Source organism: Xylanimonas oleitrophica (genome assembly GCF_003244315.1).
Classification (GTDB): domain Bacteria; phylum Actinomycetota; class Actinomycetes; order Actinomycetales; family Cellulomonadaceae; genus Xylanimonas_A; species Xylanimonas_A oleitrophica.
Window position 1 is genome coordinate 24,206 of the sequence record NZ_QKWH01000004.1, and the last position, 12,861, is coordinate 37,066.

At 72.9% G+C, this 12,861-nt stretch carries 11 protein-coding genes; 8 read left to right on the forward strand and 3 right to left on the reverse strand.

The annotated features are described in order from the left end of the window. Window positions 1-18: 18 nt before the first annotated feature. Window positions 19-2,709: a lysylphosphatidylglycerol synthase transmembrane domain-containing protein gene (locus DNL40_RS07350; protein WP_111250608.1), complete on the reverse strand. Its 2,691-nt coding sequence runs from the start codon at window positions 2,707-2,709 to the stop codon at window positions 19-21. A gap of 191 nt (window positions 2,710-2,900) precedes the next feature. Between DNL40_RS07350 and DNL40_RS07355 the strand changes: the two genes are divergently transcribed. The 4 genes from DNL40_RS07355 to DNL40_RS07370 are packed head-to-tail and all read left to right on the forward strand — an operon-like array spanning window position 2,901 to window position 8,437. Then, window positions 2,901-4,544: an ABC transporter substrate-binding protein gene (locus DNL40_RS07355; protein ID WP_111250609.1), complete on the forward strand. Its 1,644-nt coding sequence runs from the start codon at window positions 2,901-2,903 to the stop codon at window positions 4,542-4,544. A 19-nt stretch (window positions 4,545-4,563) separates the two neighbouring features. Further along, on the forward strand, window positions 4,564-5,607 hold the full coding sequence (locus DNL40_RS07360) for an ABC transporter permease (protein WP_111250610.1): 1,044 nt from the start codon (window positions 4,564-4,566) through the stop codon (window positions 5,605-5,607). Continuing rightward, window positions 5,607-6,725 (forward strand): ABC transporter permease, encoded by a 1,119-nt coding sequence (locus DNL40_RS07365; RefSeq protein WP_111250611.1) that lies wholly within the window; start codon window positions 5,607-5,609, stop codon window positions 6,723-6,725. Before DNL40_RS07360 ends, DNL40_RS07365 begins: the two co-directional genes overlap by 1 nt. Beyond that, entirely contained in the window at window positions 6,722-8,437 is a 1,716-nt protein-coding gene (locus DNL40_RS07370; protein WP_111250612.1) for a dipeptide ABC transporter ATP-binding protein, read from the forward strand. Before DNL40_RS07365 ends, DNL40_RS07370 begins: the two co-directional genes overlap by 4 nt. Window positions 8,438-8,506: 69 nt before the next feature. Here the strand turns inward: DNL40_RS07370 and DNL40_RS07375 are convergent, their stop codons facing one another. Beyond that, the gene (locus tag DNL40_RS07375) at window positions 8,507-9,406 is read right to left on the reverse strand and encodes a CPBP family intramembrane glutamic endopeptidase (RefSeq protein WP_111250613.1); all 900 of its coding nucleotides are present in this window, start codon (window positions 9,404-9,406) and stop codon (window positions 8,507-8,509) included. Between the two features lie 104 nt (window positions 9,407-9,510). On the opposite strand from DNL40_RS07375, the gene DNL40_RS07380 reads away from it, so the two are divergent. From DNL40_RS07380 to DNL40_RS07395, 4 genes are read left to right on the forward strand one after another with little or no spacing between them, the layout of a single operon-like run. Beyond that, on the forward strand, window positions 9,511-10,191 hold the full coding sequence (locus DNL40_RS07380) for a hypothetical protein (protein WP_179950994.1): 681 nt from the start codon (window positions 9,511-9,513) through the stop codon (window positions 10,189-10,191). Beyond that, complete coding sequence (locus tag DNL40_RS07385; RefSeq protein WP_111250614.1) at window positions 10,184-10,486, forward strand: transcriptional regulator; 303 nt, start codon at window positions 10,184-10,186, stop codon at window positions 10,484-10,486. Before DNL40_RS07380 ends, DNL40_RS07385 begins: the two co-directional genes overlap by 8 nt. Next, the gene (locus tag DNL40_RS07390) at window positions 10,483-11,406 is read left to right on the forward strand and encodes an ABC transporter ATP-binding protein (protein WP_111250615.1); all 924 of its coding nucleotides are present in this window, start codon (window positions 10,483-10,485) and stop codon (window positions 11,404-11,406) included. Before DNL40_RS07385 ends, DNL40_RS07390 begins: the two co-directional genes overlap by 4 nt. Next, a complete protein-coding gene (locus DNL40_RS07395; protein ID WP_111250616.1) occupies window positions 11,403-12,206 on the forward strand; it encodes an ABC transporter permease in 804 nt (267 codons plus the stop codon). The genes DNL40_RS07390 and DNL40_RS07395 overlap by 4 nt, the downstream gene beginning before the upstream one ends. 56 nt (window positions 12,207-12,262) lie before the next feature. On the opposite strand, the gene DNL40_RS07400 is transcribed toward DNL40_RS07395, so the two are convergent. Further along, window positions 12,263-12,823, reverse strand: coding sequence for a TetR/AcrR family transcriptional regulator (locus tag DNL40_RS07400; protein WP_111250617.1), 561 nt, complete (start codon window positions 12,821-12,823; stop codon window positions 12,263-12,265). Window positions 12,824-12,861: the final 38 nt, after the last annotated feature.

The window sequence follows — 12,861 nt, forward strand, 5'->3', positions numbered from 1 at the left end:
ACAGGGCGGGGCGACGGTCTAGAGGTCGCCCTTCTTCTCCAGGTAGCGCATGGCCACCCAGCCCACGGGCACGCGGCCCCAGTAGGACACCAGGCGGTACAGCAGGGTCACGGACAGGCTGATCGCGGCGGGCACGCCGGCCGCCGTCAGACCTGCGGTGAGGGCAGCCTCGACACCGCCCATGCCGCCGGGCGTGGGCACGAGGGCGCCGAGGGTGTTGCCGACCAGGTAGATGACGGCGACGTCCACGATGCGCAGCTCGTAGCCGAACGCGCGCAGGCAGGTGTCGAACGCGAGCACGTACCCCATGGTCATGACCACGTTGCCGCCCAGGCCGAGGGCGAGCCGGGCCGGCTGGCCGAGCATCTGGGACAGGCGGGGCCACACCTGCTCGAGGGTGGGCCGCGCCTTGTCCCAGGCCCAGCGCCGGATGCCGGGGACGAGCAGGAGCGCCACGACCACCACGGCGGTGATGGTGATGGCCAGGAGGATCGTGGTGGAGGGCAGCTCGACGAGGCCGCCGGACCCGGTGGTCAGGGACAGCACCACCAGGAGCAGCACGGTCATGACGAACTGCGAGAGCTGCACGAGCGCCACCGTGGCCACGCCCATGGGGATGGACACGCCGCGCCGGTTGAGCAGCCGCAGGTTGAGGGCGGCGGGCCCGATGCCGGCGGGGGCGGCGATGGAGACGAACGAGCCGGCCATCTGGGTCAGCGTGGAGCGCCAGACGGGGATGCGACCGGGGGAGAACGCGACGAGCGTGAGCGCGGAGCCGAACCAGGTGACCACGGAGAACCCGGCGGCCGCGGCGACCCACCAGGGGTTGGCCTCGGCCATGGCGGTGCGGATCTGCTGGAAGTTGAAGGTGGTGACCACGATGGCCACGACGGCGATCGTGAGGATGACGGTGAGCACCGTGCGGGCCCCGAACCGGCTCAGCCGCTGGGGCTGGACGTCGGCCTCGGGGAGGCGTTCCACGAGCGCGGTGCGCAGGTCGTCCATGAGGCCCTTGGTGTGCCGCACCTCGAGGCGGGTGGCGGTGGGCAGGGCGATGGACTGCAGCAAGGGGCCGATGGCGGCGATGTCGGCGTCGGGCAGGGCGCGGACGGCGGACGCGACGGCGCGGCGTGCTCCGACGCGCAGCGCGAGCAGGGTGACGAGCTGGGTGAGGTCGAGCCGGCGGGAGAGCGTGGAGGAGGCGATCTCGCCCTGCTCCCAGCCGGTGATCCACACGTGGGGCAGGCCCTGCTCGTCGTGGTGGACGAGCAGCACGTCGGGGGTCAGGGCGCGGTGGGTGAGGCCGGCGGCGTGGGCGCGGCGCACCTGCTCCCAGGCTTCGGCGAGGACGGCGTCGCCGCGGGCGCCCTCGAGGTCGGCGTCGGGCAGGTCGCGCAGGGAGACGGCGCCGGGGGCGTGCTCGAGCACGAGGGCGACGGAGTCGTCGGCCATGCCCATGCCGAGCAGGCGGGGTGTGCGGACGCCGGCGGCGGCTGCGGCGTAGGACAGGAGGGCGGTGCGCTCGGCCACGGCCTTGAGGGAGATGGCGGCGCGGCCTTCGATGCCGCGCATGCGCACGGCCCGCCACAGGCGGGTGAGCAGGCCCACCACCTGGCGGTCGCCGTCGAGCACGACGACGTCGTAGCGGGCGGTCGTGGTGCCGGCGCCGGGTCCGCCGGGGGCCGTCGCGGGCCCGTCCTCGGCGAGCATGGCGTACACGCGGTTGTCGCCGGCGCGGGCGAGCGCGACGGCGGCGGGGTCGGAGGACCGGGTGACCGCGGCGTGGTCCTCGATCCGCTCGACGTCGTCGGTGGCGGACGCGGTGCCGAGGTCGCGCACGCGCACGAGTGCCGTCGGGCGGAACCCGGCCCGGCGCACGGCCTGCACGAGGGCGGGGCCGTAGGCCCGCTCGGAGCGCACGCCGGACACGTACTGGACGGCCTGCCCGGCGATGCGGCCCACGAGGAGGGCGATGAGGATGCCGGGGAGCGACACCTGGCCGGTGATGAGCACCACGAGCAGGGCGACGGTGAGCACGTTCCACGACCAGCGGACGGTGCGTCGGCGCGTGCTGGGGCCGGCGACGGTCAGCAGGGCGGCGATGCCGCTCACGTAGGCGGGGACGGTCAGGTGCCAGGCACCGCCGCTGAACACGGCGAGGGCGCGCACGAGCTCGTCGGTGCCGAGCTGGCGCACCAGCAGCAGGACGGCGATGCCGAGCAGGTTGCCGGCGGCGGCGGCCACGATCGACTCGATGACCTGGCGGCCCAGCCGGCGCATGCCCAGCTCGATCAGCACCGCCACGGGCAGGATGATCGTGACGAGTCCCTCGAGCACGTTGACGGGCACGAAGAGCAGCTGGGCGAGCAGGGCGGAGAAGCCCTGGACGTCCTGGGTGACGCCCTCGGTGGTGCCGTGGGCGACCACGGACAGGAACAGCACGAGCACGACGCCGAGGCCGGCTGCGACCATGCCCACCACGTCGCTGGGGTGGCGTACGCGCTGCTCGGGGGTGTCGACGACGCGGACGAGGTCGGCGTCGGGCAGGTCCCGGTCGAACAGGGCGGCGCGCAGCGCCGCGGCCTGGGCGCTCCCAGGGCCGGTGGGGACCGTGCGGGGGGCGCCCGGTGCGGCTGCGTGGCCGTCCCACGGGGCGTCCGCGGGGCGCTGGTGCGCTTCGCGGGGACCCCCGGTGGGCGTGTCGGGCATGCCGCGAGTCTAGGTCGGGCACCTGGGACGAGGCCGGGACGCGACGCTCGCGCCGCGGGTCACGGTGCGGTCACAGTGAGGTCACGGACAGAAATGTGACCTGGACACGTGACGTGCGTGACACACGGCTGTGCTAGACAACTCCGCACCGCGGAGCAAGGCCGCGGCCTTCCGAGAGGGGAACCCCGCAGATGAGCACCACCCGAGCATCCCGTGGGCGGCTGCTGACGGCAGCCGCGGGCACCGCCGTCATCACCCTGACCCTGACCGCGTGCGGCGGCGGCAGCGGTGACGGCAGCGGTGACGGCGCCAGCGCGTCCGAGTCGCTGACCGTCGGCACCACCGAGCAGATCACGTCGCTGGACCCGGCCGGGTCGTACGACAACGGCTCGTTCGCCGTGATGAACCAGGTGTACCCGTTCCTGCTCAACTCCCCGTACGGCAGCCCCGACGTCGAGCCGGACATCGCCGAGTCCGCCGACTTCACCGCGCCCACCGAGTACACGGTGGTGCTGAAGGAGGGGCTGAAGTTCGCGAACGGCAACGACCTCACCGCCTCGGACGTGAAGTTCACGTTCGACCGCCAGGTCGCCATCGCCGACGAGAACGGCCCGTCCTCGCTGCTGTACAACCTCGACTCGGTCGAGGCCGTGGACGACACCACCGTCGTGTTCCACCTCAAGAGCGAGAACGACCAGGTCTTCCCGCAGATCCTGTCCTCGCCCGCGGGCCCCATCGTGGACGAGGAGGTCTTCCCGGCCGACTCGCTGCTCGGCGACGACGACATCGTCGAGGCCCAGCCGTTCGCCGGCCAGTACACGATCGCGCAGTACGAGGTGAACAACCTCATCCAGTACCGCGCGAACGAGGGCTACCAGGGCCTGCTCGGCCCCGCCGAGACGGCCACGGTCAACGCCCGGTACTACACCGACTCCTCGAACCTGAAGCTGGACGTGGAGCAGGGCAACATCGACGTCGCGTTCCGCACCCTGTCGGCCACCGACGTCGAGAGCCTGCGCGGCAACGACAACGTCAAGGTGGTGGACGGCCCCGGCGGCGAGATCCGCTACCTCGTCTTCAACTTCGACACCATGCCGTTCGGTGCGCAGACGCCCGAGGCCGACCCGGCCAAGGCGCTCGCCGTGCGCAAGGCGGTGGCCGCGCTCATCGACCGCGACACCATCTCCGAGCAGGTCTACAAGGGCACCTTCACGCCCCTGTTCTCCTACGTGCCCGAGGGCCTGACCGGTGCCACCGAGTCCCTCAAGGACCTCTACGGCGCCGACGGCCAGCCCGACCCGGCCCAGGCTGCGCAGATCCTCTCGGACGCCGGCATCACCGAGCCCGTCACCCTGAACATCCAGTACGTGGCGGAGCGCTACGGCCCGTCGTCGGGCGACGAGTACGCGGCCATCAAGGACGCCCTGGAGACGGACGGCCTGTTCAGCGTCAGCCTGCAGAGCACCGAGTGGACGCAGTACACGAAGGACCGCACGGCTGACGTCTACCCGATCTACCAGCTCGGCTGGTTCCCGGACTACTCGGACGCCGACAACTACCTGACGCCGTTCTTCCTGTCCACGGACAGCTTCCTGGGCAACCACTACGCCAACCCGGCGGTGGACGAGCTCATCCTGCAGCAGGCCGTCGCCACCGACGAGGACGAGCGTGCCGAGCTCATCGGCCAGATCCAGGACACGCTGGCGGAGGACCTGCCGACCATCCCGTACATGCAGGGTGCGCAGGTCGCCGTCGTCGGTGCCGCCGTCGAGGGTGCGGAGAAGACGCTCGACGCGTCCTTCAAGTTCCGCTACGCCGCCCTCTCCAAGGGCTGAGAAGGGTCGTCCCTGACTCGTGGCAAGCCGTAGCCCGGCAGGGAGCGCACTGGGACGTTACATCCTGGTGCGCTTCCTGCTGATCTTCCCCACTGTGTTCATCCTCGTCACCACGGTGTTCGTGCTCATGCGCGCCACCGGTGACCCGATCACGGCATCGCTGGGCGGGCGTCTGACGCAGGCCCAGCTCGCCGAGCGCATCAGCGCGGCCGGGTACGACCGGCCGATCCTGGTGCAGTACTGGGAGTACCTGACGCAGATCGCCCGCGGCGACTTCGGCACCACCATCAGCGACAACCGTCGCGTGGTGGACGTGCTGACGACGCACGGCAGCGCGACGCTCGAGCTGACGGCGTACGCGATCGTGGTCGCGCTCGTCGTCGGCATCCCGCTGGGCATGGTGGCCGCCTACTTCCGCGACCGCTGGCCCGACGCCGCGCTGCGCGTGCTGGCGATCCTGGCGTACGCGACGCCGGTGTTCTTCGCGGGCCTGCTGCTCAAGCTGGTCTTCGCCGTGGGCCTGGGCTGGTTCCCCGTGGCGGGGCGCGCATCCACCAACGCCGAGATCGAGATGAAGTTCGACGGCGCCGGCACGGGGTTCTACCTGATCGACGCGATCAGCACGGGCAACGGGGAGATCGTGGCGGACGTGCTGCGGCACGCCGTCCTGCCCGCGACCGCGCTGGGCCTGCTGACCGCCGGCGTGTTCCTGCGCCTGGTGCGCACCAACATGATCGGCACGCTCGGCACCGAGTACGTGGACGCCGCCCGCTCGCGCGGCGTGCGCGAGTCGCGCCTGGTGCGCGCCCACGCGTGGCGCCCCGCGCTCATCCCGATCATCACCGTGGTGGGCATGCAGGTGGCGATGCTGCTGGTGGGCGCCGTCCTGACCGAGACCACGTTCGAGTGGCGCGGGCTGGGCTTCCAGCTCGCCCAGTACCTGACGGTCCGCGACTTCGTGGCCGTGCAGGGCATCGTGGTGCTCATGGCCGTGGTCGTGGCCGTGACGAACTTCCTCGTGGACATCGTCGCCGCGCTCGTCGACCCGAGGGTGAGGTACTGATGGCCGAGATCTCCTCCACCGTGGAGCCTGCGGGCTCGGCGGCCGCCGCCCCTGAGCACGTCTCGGGCCGCTGGGGCTGGTTCAAGCGCCTGCCGGTGGTGCGCCAGGTGCGTCAGAGCGTGGGGCTGCAGCGCGGGATGCTCGTGACGGGTCTGGTGCTGACCGGCCTGTTCGTGCTGACGGCGGTGCTGGCCCCGGTGCTCGCACCGTACGACGCAAGCCAGCTGCGCACCCCGGACGGCGCGTTCGGCGCCCAGCAGCCGCCGTCGGCCGAGCACCTGCTCGGCACCACCGTGGGTGGCTACGACGTGCTCTCCCGGGTGATCTTCGGGGCCAGGACGGCGCTGCTCGTCGTGATCGTGGCGATCCTCGCCTCGATCGTGATCGGTGTGGTGCTGGGTCTGGTCTCGGGGTACTTCGGCGGGTGGCTGGACCGGGTGCTGGTGGTCGTGGCCGACGCGATCTACGCGTTCCCGTCGCTGCTGCTCGCGATCCTGGCCGCCATCGTCATCTCGGGCGGGCAGTCGACCATGTGGGGCGGCATCCTCGCCACAGCCCTGTCCATCACCGTCGTGTTCGTGCCGCAGTACTTCCGGGTGGTGCGTGCCGAGGTGGTGCGGGTCAAGAACGAGGCGTTCGTGGACTCCGCGCGGGTGCTCGGTTCCGGGCACTGGCGGATCATGACGCGTCACGTGCTGCGCAACTCCACCCGCACCCTGCCGCTCATCGTCACGCTCAACGCCTCCGAGGCGATCCTGACCCTGGCGGGTCTGGGCTTCCTCGGGTTCGGCATCGAGCCGACGGCGGCCGCGGAGTGGGGCTACGACCTGCAGCGCTCGATCTCGGACGTCACCTCGGGCATCTGGTGGACGGCCCTGTTCCCCGGCCTGGCCATCGTGATCGTGGCGCTCGGCATGACGCTGGTGGGCGAGTCGCTCAACGACCTCGCGGACCCGCGGCTGCGCTCGCGCACCCGTTCCAAGCAGGTGGGCGGCGCCGTCGCCCAGACGTCGGTCGCCACCTCGGTGGCCTCCGGGGTCGACCCGGTGGGCACCCCGCCCGCCGCGGGGACGCCGGACCCGGCGGACACCACCGACCGGCGGGAGGAGGACCGATGACCGCCGAGACCAGCACCACCTCGCAGGCCGCGGCGACGCCGGTCGCGCGCATCACCGACCTGGCGGTCTCGTTCGCCACGGACGCCGGGCCGGTGCGCGCCGTCGACGGCGTCGACCTCGAGGTCGCGCCGGGCGAGGTGCTCGCGATCGTGGGCGAGTCCGGCTCGGGCAAGACGGTCACGGCCAAGACCATCCTGGGGCTGCTGCCCCAGACGGCCACGACCCGCGGCGCCGTCGTGCTGTCCTCGCGCGAGGGCGGCACCACCGACGTCGTCTCGGTCTCGGCCTCGCAGCTGCGCCAGGCCCGCGGCCGCGACGTCGCCATGGTGTTCCAGGAGCCGTCCACCGCCCTCAACCCCGTGTACACGGTGGGCTGGCAGATCGCCGAGGGCCTGCGCGCCCACGGCAAGGTCTCCAAGGCCGAGGCGCGGGAGCGGGCGATCGAGGCGCTGCGGCAGGTGGGGATCCCCGACCCGGAGCACCGCGTCGACCACTACCCGCACCAGTTCTCGGGCGGTCAGAAGCAGCGCATCGTCATCGCGATGGCGCTGGCTCTCGGCCCGGGCCTGATCGTGGCCGACGAGCCCACCACGGCTCTGGACGTCACCGTGCAGGCCGAGATCCTGGCGCTGCTGCGGCACCTGCGGGACGAGACGGGCACGGCCATCGTGCTCATCACGCACAACATGGGCGTGGTGGCCGACCTCGCCGACCGGGTCGCCGTCATGTACCAGGGCAAGGTCGTGGAGCAGGCCGCCGTGCGCGACCTGTTCGCCGCACCGCAGGCCGACTACACCAAGGCGCTGCTCGGTGCCGTGCCTCGCATCGGCGAGGGACGGGCCCGGGCGGCCGAGCGGCTGGCGGCACGCCCCGCCGGGTGGGAGGAGGCGGCACCGGTGGTCGAGGCCACCGACCTCGTCATCACCTACCCGGGCCGGTTCCGGCGGCCGTCGTTCACCGCCGTCGACCAGGTCTCCCTGCGCATCCGCCCCGGCGAGGTGCTGGGCCTGGTCGGTGAGTCCGGTTCCGGCAAGACCACCATCGCCCGCGCCATCGCCGGCCTCCAGCCTGTCAGCGGGGGGTCGCTCAAGGTGCTCGGCACCGAGATGCTCGGCGCCCGCCCCCGCGACCTCAAGGCGATGCGCCCTCGGCTCGGGTTCGTGTTCCAGGACCCGGCCACCTCGTTCAACCCGCTGCTCACCATCGCCGAGTGCGTGGCCGAGCCGCTCGTGGTGCACGGGCGGTTCGCCTCGCCCGCGGCCGCGCGCCAGCGGGTGGACGAGCTGCTCGAGGCCGTCCAGCTGCCGCGCTCCTACGGGGACCGGTTCCCGCACGAGCTCTCCGGCGGGCAGCGGCAGCGCGCCTCTCTGGCGCGCGGGCTCGCCCTCGACCCCGAGCTGCTCGTGGCGGACGAGCCGACGTCGGCCCTGGACGTCTCTGTCCAGGCGCGCGTGCTGGAGCTGTTCGCCGAGCTGCAGAAGGAGCTCGGGTTCGCCTGTCTGTTCGTCTCTCACGACCTGGCCGTGGTGGACCTGCTCGCGGACCGGATCGCGGTGCTCTACCGCGGGAAGCTGGTCGAGGAGGGCACCGGTGAGCAGGTGCTGGGCAACCCGCGCGAGGAGTACACGAAGCGGCTCATCGCGTCGCTGCCCGTGCCCGACCCTGTGGCGCAGGCTGCCCGGCGCGAGGAGCTGGCGGCGCTGACCGCCTGACGTCGTGGGTACAGTCTTGGCCCGGTCCCGACCTCGGGACCGGGCCAAGACTGTACCCACGACGTTCGGTCAGGTGATGTGGAGGGCGTCGAGCCACTCGGCGGGCGCCAGGGCGTAGCCCACGAACGCGACGACGTCGAGCAGCAGGTGCGCCACGACCAGCGGCATGACGCGGTGGCGGCCCCAGCGCGAGGTGTACCACCAGGCGAAGAGGACGCCCATCACCACGTTGCCGAAGAACGGCCCGATGCCCTGGTACAGGTGGTAGCTGCCGCGCAGCAGGGCGCTGGTGGCGATGAACCACCAGGCGGGGCGCACACGCCCCCAGCCCAGGTCGCGGGTGCGCTCGAACAGGTAGGCCACCACGATGACCTCCTCCAGCGCAGAGTTCTGGAACGCCGAGAGCACCAGCACCGGGACGGTCCACCAGTGCTGGTCCAGGGCGCTGGCCTGCACGGAGACGGTGATGCCCAGCAGCCGGCCCACCGCCCAGAACGCGAGGCCGGGGATGCCGATGGCGGCGGCGAGCGCGACGCCCCAGGCGACGTCGCGACGGCGGCGATGGTCGGGCAGCGAGTGCTGGAGCGCGGCCTCCGTGCCGGGGCGTCGCCGCAGGTGCCAGTCGAGGCCGATGGCACGGCTGACGGGCGGGGCGTCGCGCCGCTGCGCGAGCAGGTACACGGCCAGGGCCACGGGCACCAGGGCGAACCCGATCGACAGGAGCTGGTAGGTCAGGTCGAGGTAGGGCCGCGGGGACTGGGACGCGTTGAGGGTGGCGGTCTGCTCGGCCAGCGGGGTGGAGTCGGTGAGCCGCCCGACGATGTTCACGACGGCGTACACGGCCGCACGGCCGAGGCTCAGGCCGAGCAGGATCCAGATCTCCCAGACGATCCGACGGCGCTCGGCCGGTGCGGGCAGCGGGGGAGCGGCGGCCTGGCCGGAGGATGCGGCGTCGGGCGTGGCGGTCACGTCCACAGGCTAGGCCCCTGCGGGTGGGGGCTTGTGGTGCCCGGTCCCGCGTGACATGCTGGCAAAGCACTTTGCAGCGCAAACCTGATCGCCCAGGAGCCCCGATGACCAGCCCCGCACCGCGGCCCGACGACGAGCGACCGCTCGACCCGGCCGACACCCTCCGCGTCATCCAGGAGGCCCAGCGCCGTGCCCGCGCCGGCAGCGAGCCCGACGCCCGCCTCCTCTACGCCACCTGGGGCGCCGCCTGGCTCGGCGGCTACCTCACCCTCTGGGCCGGGACCCCCACCGGCGGAGACCTGCCCGCGGGGTGGGCGTTCGCCGTCTTCACCGTCGCCATGGCCACCGCCGTCGTCGTCACCGTCGTCCACAGCGTCCGGCGCACCGCCGGGACCCGCGGCGTCAGCGCCCGCGTCGGCACCCTCTACGGGTGGTCGTGGTTCCTCGGGTTCCTCGCCCAGTTCCTCATCGTCGCCGGGCTCGCCCGCGCCGGCGCCCCGCCCGAGGCCGTCGCGCTCGCCGCCAACGCCATCGCCTGCCTCATCGTGGGCCTGCTCTACCTCGCCGGCGCCATGCTGTTCGACGACCGCCCCCTCGTGCTGCTCGGCGGCTGGATCCTCCTCGTCGCCGCGGCGGCCACCATGATCGGCGTGCCCGGCACCTACCTGCTCATGGCGCTCGCCGGTGGTGGCGGCTTCCTGGTGATGGGTGCCGTCGAGCACGCCAGGGCGGTCCGGGCCCGCCGGGCAGGGCAGGTCCCGGACCCGAGGACCTCGCGTGCCTGAGGATCTCGACCCCGTCATCCACGCCACCGCCCGGCTGCGCGTCGTCGCCACGCTCGCCGCGCTGGGGGAGGGCGACGAGCTCTCCTTCCCCAAGCTGCAGAAGCTGCTGGAGATGACGGCGGGCAACCTCTCCACCCACCTGCGCAAGCTCGAGGACGCCGGCTACGTCCGCGTCACCAAGACGCACGTGGGCCGCACCCCCGCCACCTACCTCGCCCTCACGCCTCGCGGGCGCGCCGCCTTCGACGAGTACACCGCCGCACTCACCGCCCTCCTGAAGGGAGCCGGCTCATGACCCCCGACCCGCACCGGGCGCACGTGCCCGCCGTCGTCCACCTGGACCACGTCACCCGCCGCTTCGGCGACGTCGTCGCGCTCGACGACGTCTCGCTCGCCGTCGGGCCCGGGGAGCTGGTGGGCCTGCTCGGGCCCAACGGCGCCGGCAAGTCCACCCTGCTCTCGCTCGTGGCCGGTCTGCGACGGCCCGACGCCGGCACCGTGCGCCTGCTCGGCGGGGACCCCCGCGACCCGCGCAGCCGCACCGGGCTCGGCGTCACCCCGCAGGAGACCGGCCTGCCTGCCACCCTGCGCGTCCAGGAGGTGGTCGACTTCGTGGGCGGGCACTTCCCCGACCCGGTCCCGACGCCCGAGCTCCTCGACCAGCTCGGGCTCGGCGAGCTCGCCCGCCGCCAGACCGGCGCGCTCTCCGGCGGGCAGAAGCGGCGCCTCGCCGTCGCCCTCGCGCTCGTGGGCCGCCCTCGCGTGCTGCTGCTCGACGAGCCCACCACCGGCCTCGACGTCGGTGCACGGCAGGCGCTGTGGGACGCGATCCGGGAGTACCACGGGGCCGGCGGCACCGTGCTCCTCACCAGCCACTACCTCGAGGAGGTGCAGGCGCTGGCCGAGCGCGTCGTCGTCGTCGACCGCGGCGCGGTGCGGGCCGACGACACGCTCGACGCGGTGCTGCGACGCGTCTCCCTGCGTCGCGTGGTGCTCACCGCCGTCGAGGACCTCGCCGGCCGGCCCGGCGTCGTCCGCGCCGAGGGCGCGGGCGACGGCACCCCTGCCCGCCAGACGCTCTACACCCCCGACGCCGACGCCCTCGTGCGCGACCTCGTGACCACGGGCGTCGAGTTCCACGACCTGGAGATCCGCGGCGCCAGCCTCGAGGAGGCCTTCGCCGAGATGGTCGCCCCGGAAGGAGCCGCACGATGACCGCACCCACCACGGCACCCACGACGCCGCCCGCGACCGCCCCGCCCCTGCCAGCAGCCCGCCTCGCCTGGCTGCACCTGCGCTACCAGGTGCTCGAGACCGTCCGAGTTCCCATCGCCGTGCTCGGCAACCTGCTGTTCCCGGCCCTCGCGATGTTCTTCTTCGTGGTGCCCCAGCGAGAGGTGGCCGGGGACCCGGTGGTGGCGACCACGGCCGTGGCCGGGCTCGCCCTGTTCGCCGTCTGCTCGGCCAGCCTGTTCACCTACGGGCTCGGCGTGGCCGAGGACCGCCAGCTCCCGTTCGACCCGTTCGTGCGCTCGCTGCCCGTGGGTGCCGCCCCGCAGCTGCTGGCACGCATCGGCACGGGCGCGGCGTTCGCGGTGCTCGGTGTGCTGCCGCTGGTGGCCATCGGAGCGTTCCTCACCGAGGCCAGCGTGACCCTCGTCCGGCTGGTGGCCGGGGTTGGCACGCTCGTGCTGGCCTCGGTGCCGTTCGTGCTGCTGGGCATGGCCGTGGGGTACTCGTTGTCCGCCAAGGCCGCCCTGCCCGTGGTGCAGGTGCTGCTGTTCCCGCTCGCGTTCGCCGGCGGGCTGTTCCTGCCGCCGCAGCTCTTCCCCGCGTGGCTCGACGCCGTCTCGCAGGCCACCCCCACCCGGGCCGCCCGAGACCTGCTGGTGCAGGCGCTGACGGGAGAGCCGGGCTCGGCGTGGGCGTGGCCGGTGCTGACCGGCTGGATCGCTCTGCTCGCGGTGCTCGCCGTGGTCGCCTACCGGCGCGACGAGGGCCGCCGCTTCCGCTGAGCGCAGCGGCACCCTGGGGGACGGCGCCGTCGGTGATCGTGGCCGGCGGGGCGAGCTCAGCCGGCCTTCGCGCCCGCGCCTGCCTCGACGGCGTGGAGGGCCAGCTCGGCCACTCGCCGCAGCTGCTGCTCGTCGGCGCCGTCCCTGGCGTACGAGGACAGCCCCACCAGCATCACGTGGGCGAAGGCGGCCACGGTCTCGGCGGCATCCCTCGACTCGGCATCCTCTGCCACCTGCCCCAGGCGGTTCGCGGTGAGCATCCGGTTGTGAGCGCGGTTGGCGGCCAGCTCCGGAGCGCTGTTGACCAGGCAGCCGCGCGGGTGCTCGTTGCTGGCGTACTCCTGTGCTGCGCGCTCGAACATGGCTCGCAGCACGTCTCGCCGGCTCGTCCCGGCGAGCCCGGCCGCGGTCACCGAGCGCGGGCTGGCCTCGTAGCGCGCGACGGCCTCCTCGAACAGGGTTCGTTTGTCCCCGAACGCGGCGTAGAGGCTCGGAGCCCCGATGCCGAGCTCCTGGGTGAGGTCGCTGATCGACGTCTGCTCGTACCCGCGCTCCCAGAACAGGCGGAGCGCCTTGTCCAGGGCGGCGTCTCGGTCGAACGTCCGCGGTCGTCCCATGCGCGCGATTCTATATCGACCGTTACATATCTGCTAGC